Below are 26,948 nucleotides of genomic sequence, written 5' to 3'. Positions count from 1 at the left end.
TCTTCTCCAAATTTAGGGTACTAAAGGTACCAGATTTAAACCTAATGATTCTTTTAATCCAAACATAACATTCATATTTTGTACCGCTTGACCTGAAGCACCTTTCATTAAATTATCAATGGTAGATAGTATGGCATAACAATCACTTTGGTACATTCTATACACTGCGAGCTGGCAAATATTAGAACCTCGAACATTGCGAGTTTCTGGGACAGATCCTTGTGGTAAAACTTCTATAAATTTTTCATTTTTATAATAATCTTTGAATACTTCATGTAAATCAATTGAATTATCTCTTAACTTAATATAAATTGTTGCTTGCATGCCTCTTATCATAGGAATTAAATGAGGGACAAAGATTAATTTTTTGGCAATATCTCGATCAAATAAAGCAATATTCTGTTGAATTTCAGGATAATGACGATGACCTTGTAATGCATAAGCCTTCATACTATCGCTTGCTTCACAGAATAAATTCGATATTTTTGCTGACTTACCCGCGCCAGAAACACCTGATTTACAATCAGCAATAATATTAGCCTCTTGATCTAATAAAGCATGTTCTAATACTGGTAATAACCCCAATGTGACACAAGTTACGTAACAACCTGGTACGGCCACTAATTGAGCAGTTTTAATTTTTTCACGATTTAGTTCCACCAGTCCATAAATTGCCCGATCCACATATGCTGTTGCTTGATGTTTAACCTTGTACCATTCTTCCCAAATAGCAATATCTTTTAATCTAAAATCAGCAGATAAATCAATAACTCTTGTACCCCTTTGCAACAATTTAGCTACTTGACTCATAGCTACTGTATGAGGGGTTGCAAAAAACACTACATCTGATTGACCTAATTCATCATCATTAGGATTAGTAAACCTTAAGCCATAAAAAGGACGTAGACTCGGAAATATTTCTGAGATCAAACAACCTTCATCTTGACGGCTGGTTACATTAACAACTTCTACCTGTGGATGATTGGCTAGTAATCTCAATAATTCAACACCTGTATATCCTGTAGCACCTACTATACTTACTTTTATCTTTGGATTCATAAAATACCCTTGGTTCAAAATTATGTAAAATAATTCGACCGTTTCAATTAAATGACAATTGTACTGCAAAGTCTATCGCCCTTGCTAGTCTCTAAGTATTCAACACCTGTAAGGAAAAATCAGAAGTGGCCACTTGGTGTCTTTGATTCTTTAAGTCGACAATCGTTAATGTACCATCACTAGCAACCTCTTGCACTATGCCCTCTAAAATAATCTCTTTTTTAAATGTTATTCTTACTATTTTACCAATATCTCTATGCCATTGATTAAACTCATTTTGGAAGCTTTTAAATCCATTTTCTAAATAAACTACCAAAGCTCTTTCAACCTCATCAAGTAATATAGTTAATAACTGTATTGGATTAACATAGGGATTCAATTGCAATACAGAAATATAATCATCACCATCAGTATCGATTGAATTAAAATTCATTCCTATACCTATAATGAGAATTTTATTTGTTTGATATTTAATACTTTCAACCAAAATGCCAGCTAATTTTTGATAACCGATCACAATATCATTAGGCCATTTAATCTGAGCTTTAATATTAAAAGATTGTAATGCTCGACCGATAGCAACTGCTATAACCAATGGTATCGTTTGTACATCTTGTAAAAAGGAAACTGGCCAGGCCAAACTTAAAATTAAACTATTACCAATACTACTTTTCCAATGATGTCCTTGCCTACCTCTTCCTTCTAATTGTTCATTAGCTACAATAGTTTGATAATTCACTATTTTTGAATTATTTCTTACTCGATTAATCAACAAATTATTAGTAGATAAACAAGTATCAACCACTTCCACTTGTAATCGATGCGTTTGATTAAACTCACGAAAATCGTCCTGTGTAAATAACGCAATAGGTTGTAGTAACTTAATAGAATCCGAATTAACCTGTATTTGTTCAGGAAATAATTGCTGGATAATTTTGATTTGAGCTAAAAACTCATTACGACTTAACCTTAGTATTTTTTCTAATTCGACAAAATACCATAATTTATTTTTATGTAACAAAGAAATCATGCCAACAAAAGGATAGTTAGGTGAATTGCTCATATCATCACTAAGTTAAGATCATTTATTGCTAATTTTATTAATGATTTGGGTGGTAGAAGTATCATATAAAAAAGGAATAGAATATACCTTCCCACCTCGAGCTATCACTTCTTGATGGCCTACTATTTCTTCAATTGGCCAGTCTCCCCCTTTTACTAAAATATCAGGTTGTAATAATTCAATCAATTTTAAAGGAATATCTTCATCAAACCAAGTCACAAAATCTACATTTTCTAAAGCTGCAATAACTGCCATGCGATTTTCTAAGGTATTAATCGGCCTATTTATACCTTTCCCTTGTCGTCTAACAGAATCATCCGTATTTAAAGCAACAATCAATGAATGTCCTAAAGATTTGGCTTGTGCTAAATATGTTACATGTCCCCGATGTAAAATATCAAAACAGCCATTAGTAAAGACTACTGGGCGATCCAGTACATCTAACACCAATTTTATCTTTTGAGCAGATAGGATCTTTTGTTCAAATATTATTTGATCTTCGGACATAATAAAAAAATCCTGTAATTATTAGCTTGGTAGTCTAGGAATAGCCGTTAATAACTGTTTAGTATACTGTTGTTTGGGATGACAAAATAATGATAAAGTATCATTGTATTCCACTTTCTGTCCATGTTGCAGTACTAAAACATGCTCACACATACCAGCAACAACTCGAAGATCATGAGTAATTAATAAAATAGCCATATTAAATTCACGATTCATTTTCTTCAGTAATTCAATAATTTGTGCTTGTATACACATATCCAAAGCTGTTGTTGGCTCATCACAAATGAGTAATTTAGGTTTGACTATCAATGCCCTTGCAATACCAATACGTTGGCATTGCCCACCTGAGAACTCATGAGGATAACGATTAACCATATTCTTAGACAAACCTACTTTTTCTAGCATATCTTCTACTTTTTGTTTTATTTCTAGTTTAGTTAATTCAGGTTGATAAATTTTTAGAGGTTCAGCAATAATATTGCCTAAAGTCATTCTAGGACTAAGTGAGGCAAGTGGATCTTGAAAAATCATTCGCATATCTTTACGAGCCAAACGTAATGATTTAGTAGTTAAATTTGTTAATTCTTGTTGATTGAATTGAACCGAACCTGATGTTATTTTATTTAACCCTATAATGGCACGTGCAATAGTAGATTTACCTGAACCAGATTCACCTACAATACCAAACACCTCACCTTTATTGATTTGAAATGATACATTATTAACTGCCGTTACAACATCTTTTTTAAATGTAAAAATAGAACCTTTTTTAGGGATATAAAAATTTATTGATAAATTGTTAACCTCTAAAAGTATCTCAGACATTTTATTTATCTCCATACTTGCCATCTGGTAATTTAGGAATGGCATCTAATAACCCCTGAGTATAAGGATGTTTCGGATTTAGGAATATTTCATCTCTTGTACCTGCTTCAACCTTCTCCCCTAATTTCATAACTAATATATCATCACAAAAACTGGCAACTAGCCCCAAGTCATGACTAATAAATAATATCCCCATGTTAAATTGATGGTTAATCCTTTTTAATAAATCTGTAATCTGCACTTGAACTGTCACATCCAAAGCCGTAGTAGGCTCATCGGCAATTAATAAATCGGGCTCACACAATAGTGCCATGGCAATCATAACTCGTTGACACATACCTCCAGAGAATTCATGCGGATATTGTTTCATTCTTTGTTCAGGGTAGGAAATTTGTACAGCATCTAACATTTCAACTGCTTTGACATAAGCCTGTTTTTTAGACATCTTTTTATGATAAACCAATACCTCACATAATTGTTTACCAATAGTTAAATAAGGATTCAATGCAGTCATTGGATCTTGGAAAATCATGGCAATGTGATTGCTACGCAAACGATTCATTTCTTTATCAGATAAATTCAAAATATTATTGCCATTAAATAGAATCTCACCACTGGTTTGAGCGTTATTGTCAAGTAATCCCATAATTGCAAACCCAGTTTGAGTCTTACCTGAACCAGACTCTCCTACAATTCCCAATATTTTCCCTTTCTCTAGTTCAAAATTAAGTAACTTAACTGCTTTTACTATACCGTCTTGGGTAATAAAGGAAATATCTAAATTCTTTACTGATAATAAACTCATGCTGCTACCTATATTTCGGATCTAATGCATCTCTCAAACCATCACCAATAAAATTAAAGCTAAATAAAGTGGTAATTAAAAATAAACCAGGAAAAAACAACTGCCATAATGCTACTTGCATATTTTGCGCACCCTCTTGCAATAAAACTCCCCAACTTGTCATTGGTTCTTGTACACCCAAACCTAAAAAACTTAAAAAAGATTCGAATAAAATCATGCTAGGTACCATTAGAGAAGCATAAATCACCACAATTCCTAACACATTAGGAATAATATGCCTAAAAATAATCTGTCTATTTTTTAATCCAATGACAAAAGCGGCATCAATAAATTCTTTTTGAACCAAACTTAAGGTTTGCCCTCGCACAATACGAGCAACATCAGCCCAAGAAAATAAGCCAATGGCAATAAAAATAAATTCGATTCTTCGACCAAACATAGTAATTAATAAAATCACAAAAAACATAAAGGGGAAAGCATTGATAATATCAACAATTCTCATCATGATTGTATCTACAACACCACCCAAGAAACCAGATATAGCACCATAAATTGTTCCCACAGTGACTGCCATTAAAGCACCAAGTATCCCAATTAACAAAGATATCCTGCCACCGACTGCAACTCGTACCAAAACATCACGCCCTAGTGCATCACTTCCCATCCAATAACCTTTTTCAATACTTGGGGGGCTCAAAACATAATCCCAGTTAGAGACCACATAATCGTGTGGTGCAATCATAGGCACAATAATAGAAAAAATAATAATCATTGTTAATAAGAAAACACTTACCATTGCAGCTTGATTATGTTTAAAACGGAACCAAGCATCTTGCCACAAACTACGGCCTTTCATTTGCAAGGCATCTGATACTAGTTTTTGATCTTTTTTGCTGATAAACATGCATCATCTCCTTAATACTTAACCTTGGGATCCAGAATACCAATCAAAATATCAACCAACGTGTTAAAGATAATCGTCAAAGTACCCACTAAAATAGTTAAACCAATAATCAAACCATAATCTCGATTTAGAGCGCCATTCACAAATAATTGTCCCATTCCAGGTAAGACAAAAATTTGCTCAACAGTGACTGAACCCGTAATGATACCCACCAAAGCAAGTCCTAAATAAGAAATTACTGGAATTAAAGCAGGTTTCATGGCATGACGAGTCACAATAGTGTGCATGGGCATTCCTTTTGCTCGAGCTGTACGAATAAAAGAACTATGCATCACTTCTATCATAGAACCCCGAGTAATTTTAGCAATACTCGCTATATAAGGAAGCGATAAAGCTATTACTGGTAGAATTAAATTGACCGTTGATCCATCATTCCAACCACCTGGAGGTAGTAACTGCAAGAATACCGAAAAAATTAAAACCATAATAGGAGAAATTACAAAATTCGGTATTACCATCCCCACCATAGCAAAGACCATAAAAATATAGTCTAACCAAGTATTTTGATTAAGTGCTGCAATAATGCCAAACAAGAAGCCTAAACTAACGGCTAATAAGAAAGCATACAATCCTATTCTAACTGAAATAGGTAATGCATATTCTAATAGCTCATTTACCGAATAATCTTTATATTTAAAAGAAGGACCCAAATCACCATGTAATAAATCTTTTAAATAATAGCCAAACTGATTAACTAATGGTTCATCTAAATGATATTTAGCTGCAATATTATGCATTACTTCTGGTGAATAGCCTTTTTCAGTCGTAAAGGGACTCCCTGGTGCCATACGCATAATAAAAAAAGACACAGCAATCAGAATAAACAAAGTAGGTATGGCTTGTAAAATTCTCCTAATAATTAGTTTGCTCATATTATTCCCACAAACAACTTTTATTTTTCAGTATTAGTTTTCCCATAATCCAACCATAATTGATTGAACTTAATAGTCTCCAACTGGTTTGCTTTAAATCCTTTAACATAGGTTTTGACTAATCTCGACCCTACATGAGAGTGAATAACTAATAAAGCAACATCTTCCAATAAAATTTTTTCTGCTTGGATATATTGTTGTTTAAGTTGTTCATCACTGATATCGGCACGAAAAACGTCCTGTATTACCTTATCATAGTGAGGATTATTATACCCTGAATGGTTATCAGGACTGTCCGATAAATTCCCTAATAAAAAAGTAGATGGATCATTACACCCAGCACACCCTCCACGCCTCAGCATAGAAAAATTACCCAAACGCATGGCATCTAAGTATGTTTTCCACTCCATATTATTCAAAGTTACTTGGACAAACCCTAATTGTTTTGCCCACTCTGTAGAAGCAGTTACCGCAATATGTTTATGGGTTTCTGACGTATTATATAGGATCTCAAATTTTAGGGGATTTTGTTCACTGTAACCTGCTTCTTTTAGTAGCTGTTTAGCTTTAGCCACTCTTTTTTCTAGACTCCATTTGGCCCATTCTGGTTCTAATTTAGTAAAATGATTTATAAAATAAGGAGTTAGTGTATAACCCACCTCTTGACCTTGTCCCAATACTTTTGACACAATAATCTCTCTTGGCAGGGTCATCGACAAGGCTAGTCGAACCCTCTTATCATTAAATGGAGCTCTGGTTAGATTGACATCATAGAAATAAGTACAAGCTAAAGGATAGACTTTTAATTCATTAGGATAGTGTGATTTAATTCTAGCAAAAAGTTCTGGTACAACACCTCCGCTTATATCCGCATTACCAGACACATAACTAACAGTATCACTAATCTGAGAGTTCATTGGCACAAGGACTATTTTTTCATTCTTAGTATGTACATCATCCCAATAATAAGGATTACGTACTATTTCAATATTGCTACTAATATTCCATGTCTTTAAACGATAGGCACCACTACTTATCATATTTTGAGGCCTTGTCCATTTTTTGGCATAGGTTTGTATGGACTTTTTAGGTAAAGCCGCTAAGGCTGGATGATCTATACCAATGACAAAAAAAGGTACTGACTTTTCTAAAGTTACTTCAAACGTATAGTCATCCAACGCTTTAACACCTAATTCTTGTACCTTCTTCTTTCCCGCTACAATTTCTTTAGCATTCAATACCCAAACATCAGTTAGTGCACTCACGACCGGAGAAGAGGTTTGCGGATCAACTAAACGCCGCCAAGCATAGACAAAATCATGAGCAGTAATTGGTGTCCCATCTGACCAATGAGCATCTTTTCTCAAATAAAAAGTCCATACTCGATAATCTCGGTGCTCCCAAGATTCTGCCAGTGCAGGGATTGGATTCCCGTTTTCATCTGTATCCACCAATCGCTCAAATAAATTTTTTAAGATTAAAATATCATTAGTACCATTGGTTAGCTGAGGATCTAAAGATTCTGGCTCTGAAATATTAATAACAATATCTTTTTTATTGGCTTTTGCATAAGGAGTTTCTCGATAAGCACTACCGCCAACTTGCCAATCACAAGCACTTAAAAATAACAAACAGATAAATGTCAAATATTTCAAATGCCCACCTTTCATTTAACCAGTTTATTATTATTCAAATCTAAATATTTTACATGCACTGACGCTTTACGAAACCTTTTGTTTATTATACTAATTAATATACAATTTAACCAGTTTTAAATTGCATTTCCCGCTTCCCAATATCAATATTTTCCGTTGTAATTTTGATGAATCAAATTGTAACTTTTATTTAAAAAAAACTAGGACATTTGACTAAGACACTCCGAAAATATTTTTCTGAATCTTTTAAGGATTACGGTAACACATGACTATGGCAATCTTTAGACCATTTAAATTACATTTAGGAATAAGTTAGACATTTTTCTATTTATGATTCACTCAGAAAATGCTACAGTATTTGTGGCGGAAAGAATAAACCTGAACAACATAAATTCTTAAATCAGAGCGTAAGGAATTTTAACCATGTTTTCGTCATACTAAAGTTACCAGACTCTAGTGAGTTATTTAAAATAGAGAACGTTTTCATTTTTGAAAAGAAAATCATAATGATTGATTATATATACAGAGAATCCAGTTATGATCGTGCATGGCGGATTATATATGCTATGCAAGGGGGTGCTGTCCCTGATGGTGCTTCTGTCTTGGTAAGAATAAGTTGTCATTCAAAACGTTCTTTTATCTTAAGTAATATAAAAAGATATGGATACGCCCATTCGGCATCTAAAGTTAAAAGACTTGAAATACCATTTCCTTTTAATTTAATACCTCTCCCACGACCGTATTATTTTTATCTTATTAATGCCGAATTAAATCAAATTTTTAATTTGGCATCCTCTTGTTTTGACTTTTTGGTATTTGGAATATTGATTGCCGATAATCTTAACACAGAGATAATAAAAGAAATATGTAGTTCTGGGAGTACTTTGTATGGGGGCTTTAAATTTAGTTCATATTTCAAACAATATTTTTTTTGTGAGCTTAATTTTGATGGGGGTCTATGAAAGTGGGGTAGATGAGGAATTAAAATATAATTTTGTGCCTGATTTTTTGTCTGCTTATTTCCCTGAAGTAGTTAAATAAATAAGTATATTTGTTGTGACAACCATAATGATTGATTATATATACAGAGAATCCAGTTATGATCGTGCATGGCGGATTATATATGCCATGCAAGGGGGTGCTGTCCCTGATGGTACTTCTGTCTTGGTAAGAATAAGTTGTCATTCAAAACGTTCTTTTATCTTAAGTAATATAAAAAGATATGGATACGCCCATTCGGCATCTAAAATTAAAAGACTTGAAATACCATTTCCTTTTAATTTAATACCTCTCCCACGACCATATTATTTTTATCTTATTAATACCGAATTAAATCAAATTTTTAATTTGGCATCCTCTTGTCGTTACTTTTTGGTATTTGAAATATTGATTGCCGATAATCTTAACACAGAGATAATAAAAGAAATATGTAGTTCTGGGAATACTTTGTATGGGGACTTTGAATTCAGTTCATATTTCAAACGATATTTTTTTTGTCGTCTTGATTTTGATGGGACTGATGAAATTGAGGTAAATGAAGCATTAAATTATAATTTTGTGCCTGATTTTTTGTCTGCTTATTTCCCTGAAGTAGTTAAATAAATAAGTATATTTGTTGTGACAACCATAATGATTGATTATATATACAGAGAGTCCAGTTATGATCGTGCATGGCGCATTATATATGCCATGCAAGGGGGTGCTGTCCCTGATGGTACTTCTGTCTTGGTAAGAATAAGTTGTCATTCAAAACGTTCTTTTATCTTAAGTAATATAAAAAGATATGGATATACCCATTCGGCATCTAAAATTAAAAGACTTGAAATACCATTTCCTTATAATTTAATACCTTTCCCACGACCATATTATTTTTATCTTGTTAATGCCGAATTAAATCAAATTTTTAATTTGGCATCCTCTTGTGATAACTTTTTGATATTTGGAATATTGATTGCCGATAATCTTAATACAGAAATAATAAGGAAAATATGTAGTTCTGAAAGTACTTTGTATGGAGGCTTTAAATTTAGTTCATATTTCAAACAATATTTTTTTTGTGAGCTTAATTTTGATGGGATCTATGAAAGTGGGGTAGATGAGGAATTAAAATATAATTTTGTGCCTGATTTTTTGTCTCTTTATTTCCCCTGAAGTAATTAAATGAATAAGCATATTAAACATCTATTTTCTTTTTTTCTAATTGCCTTATTTCTCTGCTGTACGACATTTGCCACCCCGACCTTCACTGAAAATCCTATTGCCTATGGTAAAGTCCATTTACAAAGCTGGAAATCACAACGTGATGCGGGTATTGTGAAACAAGATTTTGATTTCTCCTGTGGTGCGGCTTCCATTGCCACATTACTGAATAATTACTATGGTCAATCATTGACTGAAGATGAAATTTTAGAAAAAATGGGTAAAACAAAAGAGCGGGCTTCATTTGCCGATATGCAGCGTATCATGCCAGAACTAGGGTTTGAGGCAAAAGGTTATGCATTATTATCATTTGAGCAGTTGGTACAGTTAAAAATTCCCGTAATTGTATACTTAAAATATCGTAAAAATGACCATTTTTCAGTATTGCGTGGCATTAATGCTAGTACCGTACTACTCGCCGATCCTTCTTTAGGACATATTTCTATGAGCAAAGCACAATTTCTTGAGTCATGGAAAACCCGTGCAGGTAAAATGGAAGGTAAAATTTTAGCCATTATCCCTAAGAACACAGATACCAAGCGTAATATAGAATTTTTTACCAAACAACCACAACGCTCCAGCCATGCAGCAGTTGATCAAATTCAATTGCGGCAAGAAATTTCTATCCGATAAGTTAAAGAAACTTTTTGCGATAAAATCAATTTTATTTTAAATTGATTGTTCCATTTCTCTACGAAATATGGATCACTCTTTTAAAACCTAAAGAAATACCATGAATCATCTCTGTATTAAGTTGATTTTGGTGCATTTTGATTACCTAAGAAAGTATTTTAGGGTACTAAGGATAGTTTGATGTTATACAAAAATATTTTGTTGCTTTTGACAAAAAAATCTATTATCTATAGTAGGTTATTTAGTGCTATACTGCATTAACTGCATTAACTGCATTAACTGCATTAACTGCATTAACTGCATTAACTGCATTAACTGCATTAACTGCATTAACTGCATTAACTGCATTAACTGCATTAACTGCATTAACTGCATTAACTGCATTGTAGAAACTATAGAAACCTAGAAACAGTTTCGAACGATTTTAAATCTTACTCAGAATTTAAGAAGTTTTAACCTAATACAGACTAAAATGACCAGCTTCTAGTTGGTGTGCTAAAGAGAAAGGATAGTCCTATATTTGAACAAAAGAAAATAAGTAATTATTTAACAAGAATTAGTCATGATCGTGCATGGCAGATTGTGCGTTCCATGCAGGAAGTCACTGTATCCTCTGGCTATGATTCTATTTTAGTCAGATTGAGATGTGATTTAAGACCTTCTGTTATTGTAAGTAATATAAAAAGATATGGATACGCCAATTCGATATCAAAAATCAGAAAAATTAACAAACCATTTTTCTTGAATTTACTACCTATTATTCCATGGCCATATCATTTTTACATTATTCATGCCAAATTGAACCAAATATTCAATTTAGCCTCATCATGTGACAACCATTTAATGTTAGAAGTATTGATGACAGATAGGATCAACATAGACGCAATAATAAGTAAAATATGGTATGCTGAGGACAATTGGTATAGAGGTAACTTTGAATTATTTTCATTCTGCCAGCAATTCTGTGAAAAATCCGAATTCTGCGATAAATACTTTTTTTGTGGCTTTGACTTCCGTGATACTAATTATGAAAGTGGGGTAAGTCAATTATTAAATTATAACTTTATTCCTAAACCTTTATCTGTCTACTTTCCTTCTCATCCTCATAAATGAAGTATTTTAATTCTATTTAAAAATTTTTCTCCATTTCTTTGTGTCATCAGTTTCTAACATTATCAGTGATCAATTTTGTCTTCCAACCATAAAAAAATGTTTTTTTATTTCTGCATTATTTTTCTTATTCTTGCTACAGTGTTTTTTTGATTTATGTTTTGACATAAGGTTTTTCTAGCCAAATAATTAAACAAAAGCATTACCAAAATATTTAGGTATGTACTATGGCGTAATCAGTTTGTAGTACATCATTCCAATTGAACACATTCCATTGGGCACTTAGAAGCATACCATAAACCATCATTCTCAATGCATAGGACAAATAATAGTTTTCTATCGCTGTCAAAACTAAAAAACATGTTATCCAGAAAACAAACCAATACACATCCGATCTAAACCCTCCTAATTGGTGTACCAAACTTCAACGCTACAAGAAATTTCTGGTGTATTTATCCTTGAGATTTTGATGATTGATTGGCCAAAAAAGATTTACAACATTTATTCCTAGCCTCTATACACTTTGCGGTAAAATTAATCAATACTTAATTACTGCACCCCTACCCTACTTAAAAAAATCCCTACTGGAAAAAGTAGGGATAAACAGAAAGAAATTAAAAAATGTTCAGTTTTGAGCTTTTACTTTAAACACTTTTTATTAGATTGTCAAGAAGTTTTGTATCTAAAGGAAGGGTGTCCTTCTTATTCTTATTAACTACAACGGTAGTACACCAAATTTTAGAAGATAGCAATAGAACGTATTTTGGTAGTTTAAAAAGAAAATTACCGACTCTATTATTTAGATGATCTAATAGAACACGTTGTATACAGAATCACCTTATGAGAAATTCTGACTCAACTAACTAATCTTTTCTATGATCTCAAACGTATCAATTTTAACAGAACCACAACAAATCATACCTATTTGATTATATAATCTAAAAGGGATCATCCTGTAAATTTGATTATCATACTTACTGATAGCTAAATAACTTTTTGCCCCATATTCTATTATTTCAAACTCTAAATCATTTACTCCTGTATAAACACTAAGTGCTTTGGCCTTAATAAAAGATTCTTTTTGAGTCCAAAAAAACAAAAAATCAGTCGTTTTTTGTCCATTTGATACAAAATCAGACCATTCTCTATTAGACAAAGTTTTTTTTATAATATCTAAATTAACACGCCTAGATAAAGATTCTATATCTAAACCCAACTCTATTTTTTCATTGATCCAAACAATGGCATAATACTCCTTACTGTGAGATATACTAAAAGAAAAATTTTTGTTACGAACAAAAGGTTTACCTTTTTCAGTGTAACCAATCTCATTTCTAGTAATAGGAGTGCCTAATATATTTGACAACAAATAATATTTGTAATCTTTTATCTGTTGCCTGCATTCTCTTAAACTAGATTTTTTTTGAACTATTTCATCTAAGCAGACGATGTAAAGATAAATTCTATTAATCACATTCAGTCTTGTTTTATTTGTTATCAAATATTATCAGATGGTTAACGACAATTACTTTTGTATTTCTGTGGGTGTTTTTCGCAAATAAAATTTCACTGCCGTGATCTAGCCATAGTAGCATCCTACATGACATAGTCCAGACAATCAAATTTTATTGACTACATATAGATTGAAATCATTAATAAAACAAAAAAAGACTATAAAAAATAATTTAATCCCTTAAGTTTTCTAAAGTAATCATTTAACTAAGCTTGGATCTTGAGCCCTTCCTTCCCTGTTTGAAATTTACTTAGAGCTGACAAATAAGATTTAGCACTTGCATTTAAAATATCTAGATCAGTTCCTTGTCCGCTGACTATTCTATCTCCTCTCTTAAGACGAATTGTTACATCTGCCTGACTTTCAATTCCTTCTGTAACAGCATTAACTGAATACAATTCAAGAGTGGCACCACTATTGATGACAGACTCAATAGCCTTAAATATAGAATCAACCGCACCTACTCCTGATGCTTGTGCCATAACTTCCTTTCCATGGTTAGAAAAATAAATTTTAGCCAATGGATGCTCTCCTGTTTCAGTATCAATTTTTAGTGAAATGAAACGCAAATCTTCGTTTAGTCCCATATTACTAATTTCATCTGATACTAATGCATGCAAATCTTCATCAAAAATTTGACGTTTTTTATCTGCTAAATCTTTAAATCGAGCAAATGCAGCATTTATTTTATCTTCAGATTCTAGAAAAATACCTAACTCATGTAGTTTTGTTTTAAAAGCATTTCGACCTGATAATTTACCTAATGTTAACCGGTTAGCACTCCAACCAATTGATTCAGGAGACATAATTTCATAAGTTTCACGGCATTTTAATACACCATCTTGATGAATACCTGACTCATGTGCGAATGCATTAATACCAACTATAGCTTTATTCGCAGGTACTGGATAACCAGTGATAGTAGATACTAATTTTGAAGTCGATAAAATTTGTTTGGTATCAATATTTGTTTCTAATCCTAATAAATCTTCTCTGGTTTTAATTGCCATCACAACTTCTTCTAAACTAGCATTTCCTGCTCTTTCTCCAATACCGTTCATTGTGCATTCAATTTGTCTTGCACCACCTTGTACTGCTGCAATTGAGTTGGCCACCGCCATACCCAAGTCATCATGACAATGAGTTGACCATACTACTTTTTCGCTATTAACAACTCGTTTTATAATTTCTTCGAAACGTTTTTTTGTATGACTTGGTATTGAATAGCCAACAGTATCAGGCATATTTATAGTCGTAGCACCCGCTTCAATCGCTACCGTAAATATTTTCTCTAAGAAGTCCATATCTGAACGAAAACCATCTTCTGCTGAAAATTCAATATCATTAGTATATTCTTTTGCTATACGAATTGACCTAATAACCGCATCTAATACTTCTTCTGGTGTTTTCTTTAATTTGAACTTCATATGTAGTGGACTTGTTGCTATAAAAACATGAATTCTTTTATGTTCGGCTGGATCTAATGCTTCCCCAGCTTTTCGAATATCATATTCATTAGCTCTTGCTAACGAACATACAGTAGAACGTTTAATTAGTTTAGCAATAGAATTAACTGCGTCAAAATCTCCTGGACTAGCTGCTGCAAAACCAACTTCAAGTACATCAACACCCAATTTTTCTAGTTGCAAAGCAATACGAATTTTTTCTTCTTTAGTCATTGCAGCACCTGGGGTCTGCTCACCATCTCTTAAGGTAGTATCAAAAATTATTACTTTGTTTGGATTCATTGTTGTGTGCTCCATCTTCTCTAATCGTAAAAATTGGTTTATATCAAATTGTAAATTCTTTTTTTTAGCTAAATTTATTAAACTTTCCAATTTAGACATTGGTATAGAACCTCGTTGCCTCCACTTGTATATAGCCGAAGCAGAAACATCTACACCCACAGATCTTAAACCTTGCTCTAGAGCTAAAACACCTCCAAAGTAATCTATTAACTTAAATACATCTAAAATTATATTCGTCATTTAGCACCTAAAAATATTTAACAGGACAAATAGTCTAAAAATAAAAATTATTTTTTAAAATTTATACTTTAAACAATGATCATTATTATGATATTTGGACATTTTGTCAAATAAAGTTAAAAAAAAACATCACCGCGGTGATGTTTTTTTTTAACTTGAAAATTCAATTATTTTGAAAAGCCTCATTAACCCTTTCACGTAACTCTTTACCCGGTTTAAAATGAGGTACCTTTTTAGCGGGAATATCAACTTTTTCACCAGTTCTTGGATTGCGACCTATTCTTCCTGGTCTATCATTTAAATCAAAACTACCAAAGCCTCGAATCTCTATTCTTTGACCTTTTGCTAAAGAACGTGTCATACTGTCTACAATCAATTTTACACCAAGATCAGTGACCAATTTTGAATTCAAATTTTCCAAATCTTGAGACATACTTGACTCTACAATTCTATTAATTAACTCTGATTTCGTCATCTTTATTCCTTTTCTAATGATACTTAATCTTCAGTTTCAGAAAGTTTTTCTTTTAATAGGTCACCCAAACTTGTGGTACCAGTATTCACATTGCTACGATTAACTGAGACCAATACGTCAGATTGCTCTTTTTCAATATTAGCTTTAACAGATAAATGAATAACACGATTCTTACGGTCAATGCTAACAATCATGGCTTCAACTTCATCACCTTCCTTCAAATGATTTCTTGCATCTTCAACCTTATCTGTTAAAATTTCTGAAGCACGTAACTGTCCTTCAACATCAGTGTCCAATTCAACAATAGCTAATTTGGCTTCAACAGATTTTACTATTCCCTTAACCACGCTACCCTTGTCATGAGAATCTATGTAATTACCAAAGGGATCTCCTTCTAATTGTTTAACACCCAATGAAATTCTTTCTTTAGTAGTATCAATGGATAAAATAACTGTTTCAATCTGATCACCTTTTTTGTATTTTCGGATAACTTCCTCACCTGGCTCATTCCATGATAAATCTAATAAATGGACTAAACCATCAATACCGCCTGGCAAACCGACAAAAATACCAAAATCTGTAATAGATTTTATTGCCCCTGTTAATTTATCACCTTTTTGATAGTTAGCGTCAAAATCTTCCCAAGGATTAGGCAGACACTGTTTCATTCCTAAACTAATACGACGACGTTCTTCATCAACATCTAAGATCATAACTTGAACTTCATCACCTAGTTGTACCACTTTACTCGGATGAACATTTTTATTAGTCCAATCCATTTCAGAAACATGAACTAAGCCTTCTATGCCTCTTTCGATTTCAACAAAAGCACCATAATCAGTTAAGTTAGAAACTTTACCATATAGCCTAGTACCTGTTGGATAAACTCTAGATAAACCTTCCCAAGGATCATCTTCTAACTGTTTTAAACCTAAAGAGACTCTATTCTTTTCTTCGTCAAATTTAAGGACTTTAGATTCAATTTCTTTACCTACTTCTAATAACTCACTTGGATGTTTAACTCTTCCCCAAGCCAAGTCAGTAATATGTAACAAACCATCGATACCACCCAAATCAACGAATGCACCATAATCTGTGATATTTTTGACAATTCCTTTAACCACAGCACCTTCTTTTAAGTTTTCTAATAATGCTTCTCTTTCCTCACCTAATGTTTCTTCTAGTACTGCACGACGAGAAACAACCACATTATTACGTTTTTTATCCAATTTAATTACTTTGAATTCTATCTCTTTACCTTCATAAGAAGATGTATCTTTAATTGGATGAATATCTACTAGAGAACCTGGCAAAAAGGCACGTATACTATTAACCATCACTGTTAAACCACCTTTTACCTTTCCATTAATAACACCAGATAAAACCGTACCTTGTTCCAATGCATCTTCAAGTACAATCCAGTCAGCTACTCTTTTAGCTTTCTCTCTAGATAGTTTAGTCTCACCAAATCCATTTTCAATTGATTCAATAGTAACAGTTACGAAATCACCAACTTTTACTTCAAGTTCGCCATTAATATCTTTAAATTCATTAATGTCAATCCAAGCCTCTGATTTTAAGCCTGCATTAACTATAATGGTATTATTACTTATACCAATAACTTCAGCGGTAATCACTTCGCCTACCGCCATATCTTGACTTGATGAATATTCTTCTAGTAACTCTGCAAAATTTTCCATGTAATTAATCTCAAGCACCGCCAAGAATGCTTTTGTGTCAATTAATAAAATTCACTACCTTGGCTTAGTGAATATGTGTTAAATTTATATAAATCAATATTATAAGTCCTACATTATAACTCAACTAATTAATTCTTGATACCAATTTATAATTTGTTTTACTGTTTCATCAATACTTAATGTAGAAGAATCAATAATTCTAGCTCCATATGCTGGTTTTAATGGTGCAACCGCCCGGTTTTTATCTCTATCATCTCTTTGTAATATGTCCTGATAAATTTGCTGATATTCATCAGAATCAGCTGCCAAACCAAGTTGCATTGATCGTCTTTTAGCTCTTTCCTCTGCAGAAGCCGTTAAATAGATCTTTAACAGTGCATCAGGAAAAACGACTGATCCCATATCTCTTCCATCTGCTACTAAATTACCAGCCTTTGCAAATTGTTTTTGTCGTTCTAATAAGGCTTGTCTCAAGTTAGGAAAAACTGCAATTTGTGAAGCGATCAAACCTATTTCTTCTTCCCTGATACTTTTTGTAACCTTCTTTGAATCCAAATATACTTCGTTACCTATGAATTCAATTGATATTTTTTGAGCCAATTCAACTAAAGAACCCCTATCATTAAAAGATATATGACTATCTTTAGCTGCTAAAGCGATTGAACGATACAATGCTCCGGAATCTAAATGACACCACCCCAACTCATCTGCTACTAAACTGGCAACCGTTCCCTTCCCAGAGGCAACAGGTCCATCAATCGTGATTATTTGTGTGGTCATAATAAGAAAATAATAGCCACCATCAACTATTATCCATTTATTTTAATAATAAAAAAAATTAAATAGAAGCATCAATAAATGCAACTAACTGAGGTTTGCCTAATGCACCAACTCTAGTAGCCACCTCTTCACCACTTTTATAAATTTTCATTGTGGGAATATTTCTAATACCTAATTTAGATGCAACCTGTTGATTTTGTTCTACATCCAACTTAACAACTTTTATTTTACCCGCATACTCTTTAGATATATCTTCTAAAACAGGTGCTACCATACGACACGGACCACACCACGGTGCCCAAAAATCAACTAATACAGGAATATCTGATTTTAAAACATCTATCTCAAAATCCTGATCTGTAGTATTGATAACCCCCTCACTCATGCCTTTTCCTCCTAATTAAACTTTAAAAAAAAATAAAATACCACCGCGATTGTAACCAAATTTTTTTAATAAGTTGATAATAAAAATTTATTAAAAAGATAGTTTATTTTTTATTTCATGAAACTTTCTTTTTTTTAGATTTTTCATTCTTAAGATTTTCTTCCCTAATATATTCTGGTTTGGTACCTTTCTCTACATTTTCTTTAGTTATGACAACTTGCTTTATGGTCTTATCTTGAGGTACCTCATACATAACATCTAAAAGTAATTTTTCCATTATGGAACGCAGACCTCTAGCTCCTGTTTTTTTATCTTTAGCTTCTCTTGCTATACTTCTTAAAGCAGAAGGCATGATTTTCAAGCCTACTCCCTCCATTTCCAGCAAGGCTTGATATTGTTTTAGAATAGCATTTTTGGGTTCTGTCAAAATACGTATCAAAGCTTCTTCATCTAATTCTTCCAAAGTAGAAATGACAGGCAGACGTCCAATTAACTCGGGAATTAAACCAAAACGTGTTAAGTCATCAGGTTCCACTTGCTTTAGTAAGCTAGAAATATCTTTCTCATCTTTATTCGAGAGTTTAGCACCAAATCCAATACCACCTGGTTCAGATCTTTTTTGAATAATTTTCTCTAAACCGTCAAAAGCACCCCCACAAATAAACAAAATATTAGAAGTATCTACATTCAAGAATTCCTGATTAGGATGTTTACGTCCGCCTTGAGGCGGAACAGATGCAACAGTTCCTTCTATAATTTTTAACAATGCTTGCTGAACACCTTCACCAGATACGTCACGAGTAATAGAAGGATTTTCACTTTTACGAGCTATCTTATCAATTTCATCAATATAAATAATTCCTCCCTGTGCACTTTCAATATCAAAATTACATGTATTTAACAATTTAGTAATAATTTGCTCAACATCTTCTCCTACATAACCTGCTTCTGTTAAAGTAGTAGCATCCGCAATTACAAAAGGTACATCCAATTTTCTGGCTAATGACTGTGCTAACAAAGTTTTTCCAGACCCTGTTGACCCAATTAATAGAATATTACTTTTGCTAATTTCAACCGTATTTTCATCTATTTTATCTTTATTTTTTAACCTCTTATAGTGATTATAGACAGCTACTGCTAAAGATTTTTTTGCATCTTCTTGCCCAATAACATAGCCATTCAAATTATCTACAATCTCCTGTGGTGTAGGTAAATTAAATTTAGTATCTGATTGAGAACTTTCTCTATCTGAGGATTCTTGTAGTTCCAAATAATGAATACTTTCCCTTATGCATGAATCACAAATACAGGCATTCTTTCCTTGAATTAAAGTATTTACTTCATCTACGCTTCTACCACAGAAGTCACAACAGTTGATTTCTTTTGTCATAATTATTTATTTCCCTTTTACATCAGATCTATAAGTAACTACTCGATCAATTAAGCCATAGTTTTGTGCTTCTGCCGCCGACAAAAAATTATCTCTATCTGTGTCTTTTTCTACTTCTTCTACCGACCTACCACAATTTTTTGCTAATAGCTTATTCATAATTTGTTTTGTTTTAATCAATTCCTTCGCATGAATTTCAATATCTGATGCTTGACCAGATAATCCCCCACTAATTAATGGTTGATGAATCATAATACGACTATTAGGTAAGGCTAATCTTTTCCCCTTAACCCCAGAAGAAAGCAAAAAAGCCCCCATACTAGCAGCCATACCAGTACAAATAGTAGATACCTCTGGGTTAATATAATTCATAGTATCATAAATTGCCATACCCGCAGTAATTGATCCTCCTGGAGAATTCACATATAAATAAATATCTTTATTCGGATCTTCACTTTCCAAAAATAATAGCTGTGCAACAATCAAGTTGGCCATGGTATCATCAACAGGGCCAACTAGAAAAATAATTCTATCTTTTAATAATCTTGAATATAAATCAAAAGCTCTTTCACCCCTACCAGTTTGTTCAATTACAGTAGGAACTAAATAGTTTGCTGTTATCATGTTTTGTTTCTCTCCTAAAACATAAAAAGCTTAAATACAATCGTATCTAAGCTTTGATAATACTATAAAACAAGTCATCAATTTAAATAAAATTATACTTTCATCAGTTCATCAAAACTTTGTTTAATATCTTTTGTTTTCACCTTTGCCAGTACAAAATCAACAATATTTTTCTCGGTTGCCATTGATTGTGCATTAGCATACTCATCCTTATTATTCATATAATAGCGTAATACTTCCTCTGGATCTTCATAATTCTGAGCTATATCTTCTATTACTGCCTTCACTTGCTCTTTAGTTGCTACTAATGACTCTTTATCCATTATTTGATTTAAAATTAAACCAATCTTCACTGACTTCTCTGCTTTTTCCTTAAACAAATCTTCCGGAAGTTCTGGAATATTTTCTTTACTCACTCCTTGATTCAAGAAATTTTGCTGAGCTTGCTTTTGTAATCTAGACACCTCACGTTCCACCATTACTTTAGGTACATCAAAACTTGCAGCATCTAATAATAAGGCAATAACCGCCTCCTTATTGACCAAAGCAACTCGCCTTGCAACTTCACGAACTAGATTTATTTTGATTTCTTCTTTCATTTTCACCACATCGCCATTCTCAATTCCAAGTGATCTAGCAAATTCCTGATCCAAAACCGGCAAGATCTCTTCTTCTAGTTTCTTTAGCACAATAGTAAATATGGCTTTTTTCCCCGCTACATCTTTACCATGATAATTTTCAGGAAAATTAATTTCTATATTATCCTTAGACTCACCAGGTTTTAAATTGATAATCGCTTTTTCAAATTCAGGTAACATTTGACCAGAACCCAGAATAATTGAATAGTCCTTAGCAGAACCTCCCTCAAATACTTCACCATCAATTTTTCCAGTAAAATCTATGGTAGCCCTATCAGTCTCTTGTGCAGCACGAGTGACAGATTCATATTTTACCCTTTGTTTTTGTAATACTTTTAATGTTTTTTCCACATCTTCATCAGTGACTTCACAAACAACTTTATTTAATTCTTTTTTAGACAAATCCCCCAATTCAATACTTTCGGGAATTACCTCAAAAAAAGCTGCTACCTTAATCACTGCTTTATCATTGTCTTGTGGTAAAGCTTCTAATTTCTTTAATCCTGCTAAGGCAATTTTTTCATCATTAACAATTTTATAGAAATTTTTAAAGGCCTTATCATTTAAAACGTCATTTTGAATGGATTGCCCATACATATTTTGAATCATTTTCAATGGTGTCTTCCCAGGACGAAACCCATCCAACCGAACCCTTTTTTGAGTGTCCTTTAAACGAATGGTGACTTCTTTATTGATTTCTTCCCATGCTAAAGATAAAATTAGCTTTCTTTCTAATCCATCTAACGTTTCAATTTCAACAGCCATTATAAACCTTCCACTAACTATAATTATTTATAAATTGTTAAGAATCTAAAAATTGTTACTTTAAATCACTGATTACCTAAACATTTCAATTATCTGACAGATAATATCATAAAATTTTAATCGACTATTGTAACATAATTTTATTTTTTAAAAGAAAGAATCAATAACAAAATAATTTGATACACTAATTTGGTACACTGAAAGTTTCACCAGTATCCATATCATAAGCAGTTAACCGCCCCCCCCATACTGCCCCTGTATCTAAACAAATCGCATAGTCAGCATCATTAAGTCCAATAGTAGACCAGTGACCAAATAAAATCTTTTTGTCTGATAAATGTTGATTATCAAAATCAAACCATGCTTTCAAGTAAAACGGCATATCATTCAGAGAAGATTTAAATTTAAAATCCAGCTTTTTATTCCATCGATAAAGAGCCCTCATACGTGTAAAAACATTCATATTAAATCTTAATCTCTCAAAACCATGTAAATCTTTTGAATATTCATCAGGTAAATCTCCGTAAATATTATTTAAAAGATTTACATAATGCTCTCCTCGTAACCAATCAGATAGTTCATCACCATTTTGTTTCATATCCTCTATAGACCACTCAGGAAAAACCCCTGCATGCACAACAATATAATGTTCATTTTGCAAATACAAAGGTTGTTGTCTTAACCAGTCAATAAGTTGTTTTGAGTCAGACGCTTCTAAAATAGGGGCAAGGGTATCCTTTTTCTTATTAGGACAAGATCTTACCGTATCCAGATACAATAAATGTATATCATGATTTCCTAAAACCATTTGCATGCAGTCATCATGTTTTTTAATAAAACGCATGGTTTGCAAAGATTCAGATCCACGATTGATGACGTCTCCCGTAAACCAAAGGCTGTCTTTACCGTAATTAAAATTAATTAATTTCAATAAATCATTCAAAATAGTATAGCAACCATGAACATCCCCTACTACATAGTGTGCCATTTATTTTACTTTCCAATTTTTTGCATTAACTTACTATTTTTTACCCCAAGAATAAAATAAGGTGACTGTCCTTGTGAATCCTTCATTATAATCCAATAAGGTTTGTCTAAAATAAGTCTTTTAGGTGTATTCACTACTGATGAAGCCGAACTTGTAAATCCAATATAAGCTTCATTTTCAACTTTAGCGCCTATCTCATCCATATTAAATTTAATATTTTCTATCATAGTACTAATGACATAGTTTTCAAATCCAGTATTTGTAATTGGCAGATTAATAAAGTCCTGATGTTGGTGACTCACATCTAAAACTAATTTAGGTGCTTTAAATTCATCTCTACTATTAAGTTTCTCAGAACTACCGATATTATTATCAATAAGTTGAATAATCTCCTTAGCTGAAGTATTTTCATAGCCTTTAACCAAAAAAAGCTTATCTTTTACATCTTTAAGCTTCAATTCCAAAACAAATCGATCATCATTATCATACTGTAAAATTTGAATATTATTCCTCATTTTTGTGTTTGTTGCAGAAAAAGCTTGTACTGTTTGCCCATTAAAATTAAGAGTAGAAACTGAGAAAGGTGTTTTGTATTGCACCTCTTTTAGTAAATAAGCATAACTAATAATATCTTTATCCCCTAAATTAATTTTCAAATCAGGAAGACTTTTTTGAGGAAATTTTTGTTTTACCTCTCGATTGATTAAGTTAATGGTCTTTTGTCCATAACCACTCTTAATATAGAAACTATCAACACTAATATCATTTCTAGTAAAAACTGGATGATTATAAGAGTTGACCCTATTTTGAACTTGTTGAAGATTAGATCTTACCTGAATCGGTGCCCCTATCACATGCTCACTCATTTCTGTCCAAGCCAGATTCATAGCACCTGCCCACACATAATTACCTTGGTAATCAAATCCATGATAATCTGCCTGAAGTGTAGCATTGATTGCAGGTGTATTGTCCATCTCAACAGTGGTACAAGATATTGTCAATCCGCTTAATAAGAATAACCCTATTATTCTTAACACAGTATATCTCCCTATTTCTTAGTTGTTTTGTTTTAATAATTGATTCATATATCGAGATACACCTTCTTCCAATGACAAAAAATCATCATGATAACCTGATTGACGTAATTGACTTATATCTGCCTGAGTAAAACTTTGATACTTTCCTTTTAAATTATTGGGAAAATCGATATAACGAATCAAGCCTTGCTCTACCATTTCATCTAGAGATAATTTCTCTTTATTTTGAGATTGACGAATAGTATTCACTGTGACTTTAGCTAATTCATTAAACGATTCACTGTTTCCAGTACCTAAATTATAAATTCCTGATTTATTAGGATTATTCAAGAAATACAAATTTACTTTAACAACATCTTCTACAGATATAAAATCTCTCTTTTGCTCTCCATTTTCATAACCATCATACCCACCAAACAATTCCACATAACCCTTTTTATTAAACTGGTTGAAGTGATGAAAAGCAACTGATGCCATACGACCCTTATGTTGTTCATGCAAACCATATACATTGAAGTAACGAAAACCAACCACTTGGGATTTTAACTTTTTATTTTTTAAATAGCCTCTCAAATACTGGTCAAATAAAAATTTAGAATATCCATAAACATTTAAAGGACTTTCATATTCTCTAGATTCTCTAAATATTGTTCCCTTACCATACACTGCTGCACTTGATGCATACAAGAAAGGAATTTTTTTATCTTGAGCCCAATGAAATAAGTCAACAGTATATTGATAATTATTCGACATCATGAATCGACCGTCATGATTCATCGTGTCAGAACAAGCACCTTCATGGAATATTGCCAATATTTTAAAATCACTCAAACGATGTTTACAAACATACTGTATAAACTCTGCTTTATCATAGTAGTATGCTATATTACTATCAACAATATTCAGAAATTTATTACCTTCTGTTAAATCATCAACCGCAATAATATTTTCAATGCCCCTTTTATTGAGAGCACTAATAATATTACTGCCTATCAATCCTGCTGCTCCTGTCACAACATAATAATAAGTCATAATCTCCCTAGTGTCTAAAATGTCTAATGCCTGTTAATACCATTACCATATTGTGTTCATCAGCTGCTTGAATAACTTCTCCATCTCGCATAGAACCTCCAGGATGAATAACTGCTTTAATTCCTTGTTCTGCAATGACATCTATTCCATCTCTAAAAGGAAAAAAAGCATCTGAAGCTGCAACAGCATTAGTTAAATCAAAACCTGCTTCTTTAGCCTTACGTTGTGCAATCCAAGTGGAATCCACCCGACTCATCTGACCTGCACCCACACCATAGGTTCTACCGTCTTTTCCAAACACTACTGCATTGGATTTTACAAATTGAACTACTTTCCATAAAAATAATAAATCTTTCAATTGCGAATTACTCGGTTGACATTTTGATACTACCTTGAAATCATCTTTTGAAAGTAAGTGAATATCTGGAGTTTGTACTAACACCCCTCCACTAATTCGTTTTATTTCATAGTGATTATATTTGTGCTCTAATGGAATCTTTAATACTCGGACATTTTTTTTAACCGTCATTAATTCCAATGCCTTTACCTCAAAGTCAGGTGCGATTAATAATTCCATAAACTGGTTGGCTAAAATAGTTTCTACTGTCTTTGCATCTACTCTACGATTAAAAGCAATAATACCTCCAAATGCACTAGTTTTATCAGTTTCATACGCTGCTAAATAGGCAGACAGGCTATCAGTTGCTATTGCCACCCCACAAGGATTGGCATGTTTTACAATCACACAAGCAGGTTCATCAAATACTTTAACAGCTTCCCATGCTGTATCTGAATCCACCAAGTTATTATATGAAAGCTCTTTTCCCTGCAATTGTTGATAAGATGATAAACTACCAGCTAAAGGTTGAATATCCCGATAAAAAGCAGCTTTTTGATGAGGATTTTCTCCATAGCGTAAATCTTGTACTTTTATCCATTGCTGGTTTAATTGTTGTGGAAATAATTCTAGATAGGGTTCTCCTGATAGCTTTTCCAAATTAACTGAGGTTAAATAGTTACTTATTAATCCATCATATTGAGCAGTATGAGAAAACGCCTTAGCAGACAGCGTAAAAAGTGTTTGTTTACTTAATTGACATTTATTGGATGACTTTAATTCTTGAATAATTTTAGAATAATCATCAGTATCAGTCACTATTGCCACAGATTGCCAATTTTTGGCTGCTGAACGAATCATTGTTGGCCCACCAATATCAATATTTTCAATGGCATCTTCTAACGTACAAGCTTTCTTTTCAATAGTTTCTTTAAAAGGATATAAATTAACGCATACTAAATCTATGGTTCCAATATTATAATTAGAGATTGTATCCATATGCTCTTTAGAGTCTCTTCTTGCTAAAATGCCTCCATGAACTCTCGGATGTAGGGTTTTTACTCGACCGTCCAACATCTCCGGAAATCCAGTATAATCAGATATTTCAATGATTTTTATACCTGCATCCGCAAGTAGTTTTGCTGTTCCACCTGTTGAAATAATCTCTATGCCCAACTCCTCTAATTCTTGAGCAAATGTCACTACACCTGTCTTATCAGAAACGCTAATCAAAGCACGTGCTACTGGGTTCATAATTTATCAACCCTTCACGTTCAAATTATATTTCTTAATTTTGACTCTTAAAGAGTTACGACTAATACCCAACATTTTCGCTGCTTTCGTTTGGTTTCCACTACATTTTTCTAATATAAGATCAATTAATGATTTTTCTACTTGGCTCATCACCATATCATAGACACCAGTTGGTTGTTCACCCTCCAGCTCATCAAAATAAATCGTAATATTGTCTTCAATACATTGGCTAATTGTAATACATTTCTTTTGCTCAGTCATAATCCACCTAAACCTTAAATAGATAAATAGAACGATGGATACAGTCATCTTTCTTTTTTGCTTAAATTATTGAACCTAAAAGTAATCAA

24 protein-coding genes and 4 pseudogenes are annotated in these 26,948 nt (G+C 32.7%); 5 read left to right on the top strand and 23 right to left on the bottom strand.

Annotated elements, in window-relative coordinates; all coding sequences use genetic code 11:
• Positions 1–12 precede the first annotated feature (12 nt).
• The 8 genes from GKC53_00780 to GKC53_00745 form a co-directional block, all read right to left on the bottom strand.
• Positions 13–1,059: an N-acetyl-gamma-glutamyl-phosphate reductase gene (locus GKC53_00780; protein QRN40703.1), complete on the bottom strand. Its 1,047-nt coding sequence runs from the start codon at positions 1,057–1,059 to the stop codon at positions 13–15.
• 91 nt (positions 1,060–1,150) lie between these two features.
• Positions 1,151–2,122 carry a biotin--[acetyl-CoA-carboxylase] ligase gene (locus GKC53_00775; GenBank protein QRN40702.1) on the bottom strand — a complete coding sequence of 324 codons (972 nt, stop codon included), beginning with the start codon at positions 2,120–2,122 and terminating at the stop codon, positions 1,151–1,153.
• Between the two features lie 18 nt (positions 2,123–2,140).
• Complete coding sequence (gene rfaE2, locus GKC53_00770) at positions 2,141–2,629, bottom strand: D-glycero-beta-D-manno-heptose 1-phosphate adenylyltransferase (GenBank protein ID QRN40701.1); 489 nt, start codon at positions 2,627–2,629, stop codon at positions 2,141–2,143.
• 21 nt (positions 2,630–2,650) lie between these two features.
• The gene (locus tag GKC53_00765) at positions 2,651–3,499 is read right to left on the bottom strand and encodes an ATP-binding cassette domain-containing protein (GenBank protein ID QRN40700.1); all 849 of its coding nucleotides are present in this window, start codon (positions 3,497–3,499) and stop codon (positions 2,651–2,653) included.
• Entirely contained in the window at positions 3,456–4,259 is an 804-nt protein-coding gene (locus tag GKC53_00760; protein QRN40699.1) for an ATP-binding cassette domain-containing protein, read from the bottom strand. Before GKC53_00760 ends, GKC53_00765 begins: the two co-directional genes overlap by 44 nt.
• A gap of 4 nt (positions 4,260–4,263) precedes the next feature.
• On the bottom strand, positions 4,264–5,163 hold the full coding sequence (locus tag GKC53_00755; protein ID QRN40698.1) for an ABC transporter permease subunit: 900 nt from the start codon (positions 5,161–5,163) through the stop codon (positions 4,264–4,266).
• Between the two features lie 11 nt (positions 5,164–5,174).
• Positions 5,175–6,095, bottom strand: coding sequence for an oligopeptide ABC transporter permease OppB (gene oppB, locus GKC53_00750; protein QRN40697.1), 921 nt, complete (start codon positions 6,093–6,095; stop codon positions 5,175–5,177).
• Between the two features lie 20 nt (positions 6,096–6,115).
• Complete coding sequence (locus tag GKC53_00745; protein ID QRN40696.1) at positions 6,116–7,765, bottom strand: oligopeptide ABC transporter substrate-binding protein OppA; 1,650 nt, start codon at positions 7,763–7,765, stop codon at positions 6,116–6,118.
• Positions 7,766–8,361: 596 nt separating this feature from the next.
• Here GKC53_00745 and GKC53_00740 point away from each other — a divergent pair.
• From GKC53_00740 to GKC53_00725, 4 genes and pseudogenes are all read left to right on the top strand, one after another.
• Positions 8,362–8,568: pseudogene (locus tag GKC53_00740) on the top strand (hypothetical protein).
• 355 nt (positions 8,569–8,923) lie between these two features.
• A pseudogene (locus tag GKC53_00735) lies at positions 8,924–9,139 on the top strand (hypothetical protein).
• 345 nt (positions 9,140–9,484) lie between these two features.
• Positions 9,485–9,691: pseudogene (locus GKC53_00730) on the top strand (hypothetical protein).
• A 219-nt stretch (positions 9,692–9,910) separates the two neighbouring features.
• On the top strand, positions 9,911–10,582 hold the full coding sequence (locus GKC53_00725) for a peptidase C39 (GenBank protein QRN40695.1): 672 nt from the start codon (positions 9,911–9,913) through the stop codon (positions 10,580–10,582).
• A 237-nt stretch (positions 10,583–10,819) separates the two neighbouring features.
• Here GKC53_00725 and GKC53_00720 read toward each other — a convergent pair whose 3' ends face one another.
• The gene (locus GKC53_00720; GenBank protein QRN40694.1) at positions 10,820–10,966 is read right to left on the bottom strand and encodes a hypothetical protein; all 147 of its coding nucleotides are present in this window, start codon (positions 10,964–10,966) and stop codon (positions 10,820–10,822) included.
• A gap of 255 nt (positions 10,967–11,221) precedes the next feature.
• On the opposite strand from GKC53_00720, the pseudogene GKC53_00715 reads away from it, so the two are divergent.
• Positions 11,222–11,440, top strand: a pseudogene (locus GKC53_00715) (hypothetical protein).
• Between the two features lie 1,111 nt (positions 11,441–12,551).
• On the opposite strand, the gene GKC53_00710 reads toward GKC53_00715, so the two are convergent.
• From GKC53_00710 to GKC53_00645, 14 genes are all read right to left on the bottom strand, one after another.
• Positions 12,552–13,193, bottom strand: a complete 642-nt coding sequence (locus GKC53_00710; protein QRN40693.1) for a 4'-phosphopantetheinyl transferase superfamily protein — start codon at positions 13,191–13,193, stop codon at positions 12,552–12,554.
• A gap of 218 nt (positions 13,194–13,411) precedes the next feature.
• Entirely contained in the window at positions 13,412–15,184 is a 1,773-nt protein-coding gene (locus GKC53_00705; GenBank protein ID QRN41804.1) for a 2-isopropylmalate synthase, read from the bottom strand.
• Positions 15,185–15,356: 172 nt separating this feature from the next.
• On the bottom strand, positions 15,357–15,668 hold the full coding sequence (locus GKC53_00700; protein ID QRN40692.1) for an integration host factor subunit beta: 312 nt from the start codon (positions 15,666–15,668) through the stop codon (positions 15,357–15,359).
• A 23-nt stretch (positions 15,669–15,691) separates the two neighbouring features.
• A complete protein-coding gene (rpsA, locus tag GKC53_00695) occupies positions 15,692–17,368 on the bottom strand; it encodes a 30S ribosomal protein S1 (GenBank protein ID QRN40691.1) in 1,677 nt (558 codons plus the stop codon).
• Between the two features lie 120 nt (positions 17,369–17,488).
• Positions 17,489–18,148, bottom strand: a complete 660-nt coding sequence (locus GKC53_00690; protein ID QRN40690.1) for a (d)CMP kinase — start codon at positions 18,146–18,148, stop codon at positions 17,489–17,491.
• Between the two features lie 58 nt (positions 18,149–18,206).
• Positions 18,207–18,533, bottom strand: coding sequence for a thioredoxin (gene trxA / locus GKC53_00685; protein ID QRN40689.1), 327 nt, complete (start codon positions 18,531–18,533; stop codon positions 18,207–18,209).
• A 115-nt stretch (positions 18,534–18,648) separates the two neighbouring features.
• Complete coding sequence (gene clpX / locus GKC53_00680; GenBank protein ID QRN40688.1) at positions 18,649–19,923, bottom strand: ATP-dependent Clp protease ATP-binding subunit ClpX; 1,275 nt, start codon at positions 19,921–19,923, stop codon at positions 18,649–18,651.
• A 6-nt stretch (positions 19,924–19,929) separates the two neighbouring features.
• Entirely contained in the window at positions 19,930–20,547 is a 618-nt protein-coding gene (gene clpP / locus GKC53_00675; protein ID QRN40687.1) for an ATP-dependent Clp endopeptidase proteolytic subunit ClpP, read from the bottom strand.
• Positions 20,548–20,639: 92 nt separating this feature from the next.
• Positions 20,640–21,950: a trigger factor gene (locus GKC53_00670; GenBank protein ID QRN40686.1), complete on the bottom strand. Its 1,311-nt coding sequence runs from the start codon at positions 21,948–21,950 to the stop codon at positions 20,640–20,642.
• Between the two features lie 184 nt (positions 21,951–22,134).
• Positions 22,135–22,938 carry a symmetrical bis(5'-nucleosyl)-tetraphosphatase gene (locus GKC53_00665; protein ID QRN40685.1) on the bottom strand — a complete coding sequence of 268 codons (804 nt, stop codon included), beginning with the start codon at positions 22,936–22,938 and terminating at the stop codon, positions 22,135–22,137.
• A 5-nt stretch (positions 22,939–22,943) separates the two neighbouring features.
• Positions 22,944–23,975, bottom strand: coding sequence for a hypothetical protein (locus GKC53_00660; protein ID QRN40684.1), 1,032 nt, complete (start codon positions 23,973–23,975; stop codon positions 22,944–22,946).
• A gap of 18 nt (positions 23,976–23,993) precedes the next feature.
• Positions 23,994–25,007: an ADP-glyceromanno-heptose 6-epimerase gene (rfaD, locus tag GKC53_00655; GenBank protein ID QRN40683.1), complete on the bottom strand. Its 1,014-nt coding sequence runs from the start codon at positions 25,005–25,007 to the stop codon at positions 23,994–23,996.
• A gap of 7 nt (positions 25,008–25,014) precedes the next feature.
• Positions 25,015–26,598, bottom strand: a complete 1,584-nt coding sequence (purH, locus tag GKC53_00650) for a bifunctional phosphoribosylaminoimidazolecarboxamide formyltransferase/IMP cyclohydrolase (protein ID QRN40682.1) — start codon at positions 26,596–26,598, stop codon at positions 25,015–25,017.
• A gap of 6 nt (positions 26,599–26,604) precedes the next feature.
• On the bottom strand, positions 26,605–26,859 hold the full coding sequence (locus GKC53_00645; GenBank protein ID QRN40681.1) for a Fis family transcriptional regulator: 255 nt from the start codon (positions 26,857–26,859) through the stop codon (positions 26,605–26,607).
• Positions 26,860–26,948 lie beyond the last annotated feature (89 nt).

It is taken from the genome of Neisseriaceae bacterium (genome assembly GCA_016864895.1).
GTDB lineage: Bacteria > Pseudomonadota > Gammaproteobacteria > Burkholderiales > Neisseriaceae > QFNR01.
The sequence above is the reverse complement of the archived record's forward strand: the minus strand, read 5'-3'. Positions and strand labels throughout refer to the sequence as shown.

Bases quoted from the DNA above. Each gene is read 5' to 3' on its own strand.
- GKC53_00780 (QRN40703.1), bottom strand. From the start codon at position 1,059: ATGAATCCAAAGATAAAAGTAAGTATAGTAGGTGCTACAGGATATACA.
- GKC53_00775 (QRN40702.1), bottom strand. From the start codon at position 2,122: ATGAGCAATTCACCTAACTATCCTTTTGTTGGCATGATTTCTTTGTTA.
- rfaE2 (QRN40701.1), bottom strand. From the start codon at position 2,629: ATGTCCGAAGATCAAATAATATTTGAACAAAAGATCCTATCTGCTCAA.
- GKC53_00765 (QRN40700.1), bottom strand. From the start codon at position 3,499: ATGCCATTCCTAAATTACCAGATGGCAAGTATGGAGATAAATAAAATG.
- GKC53_00760 (QRN40699.1), bottom strand. From the start codon at position 4,259: ATGAGTTTATTATCAGTAAAGAATTTAGATATTTCCTTTATTACCCAA.
- GKC53_00755 (QRN40698.1), bottom strand. From the start codon at position 5,163: ATGTTTATCAGCAAAAAAGATCAAAAACTAGTATCAGATGCCTTGCAA.
- oppB (QRN40697.1), bottom strand. From the start codon at position 6,095: ATGAGCAAACTAATTATTAGGAGAATTTTACAAGCCATACCTACTTTG.
- GKC53_00745 (QRN40696.1), bottom strand. From the start codon at position 7,765: ATGAAAGGTGGGCATTTGAAATATTTGACATTTATCTGTTTGTTATTT.
- GKC53_00725 (QRN40695.1), top strand. From the start codon at position 9,911: ATGAATAAGCATATTAAACATCTATTTTCTTTTTTTCTAATTGCCTTA.
- GKC53_00720 (QRN40694.1), bottom strand. From the start codon at position 10,966: ATGCAGTTAATGCAGTTAATGCAGTTAATGCAGTTAATGCAGTTAATG.
- GKC53_00700 (QRN40692.1), bottom strand. From the start codon at position 15,668: ATGACGAAATCAGAGTTAATTAATAGAATTGTAGAGTCAAGTATGTCT.
- rpsA (QRN40691.1), bottom strand. From the start codon at position 17,368: ATGGAAAATTTTGCAGAGTTACTAGAAGAATATTCATCAAGTCAAGAT.
- GKC53_00690 (QRN40690.1), bottom strand. From the start codon at position 18,148: ATGACCACACAAATAATCACGATTGATGGACCTGTTGCCTCTGGGAAG.
- trxA (QRN40689.1), bottom strand. From the start codon at position 18,533: ATGAGTGAGGGGGTTATCAATACTACAGATCAGGATTTTGAGATAGAT.
- clpX (QRN40688.1), bottom strand. From the start codon at position 19,923: ATGACAAAAGAAATCAACTGTTGTGACTTCTGTGGTAGAAGCGTAGAT.
- clpP (QRN40687.1), bottom strand. From the start codon at position 20,547: ATGATAACAGCAAACTATTTAGTTCCTACTGTAATTGAACAAACTGGT.
- GKC53_00670 (QRN40686.1), bottom strand. From the start codon at position 21,950: ATGGCTGTTGAAATTGAAACGTTAGATGGATTAGAAAGAAAGCTAATT.
- GKC53_00665 (QRN40685.1), bottom strand. From the start codon at position 22,938: ATGGCACACTATGTAGTAGGGGATGTTCATGGTTGCTATACTATTTTG.
- rfaD (QRN40683.1), bottom strand. From the start codon at position 25,007: ATGACTTATTATTATGTTGTGACAGGAGCAGCAGGATTGATAGGCAGT.
- purH (QRN40682.1), bottom strand. From the start codon at position 26,598: ATGAACCCAGTAGCACGTGCTTTGATTAGCGTTTCTGATAAGACAGGT.
- GKC53_00645 (QRN40681.1), bottom strand. From the start codon at position 26,859: ATGACTGAGCAAAAGAAATGTATTACAATTAGCCAATGTATTGAAGAC.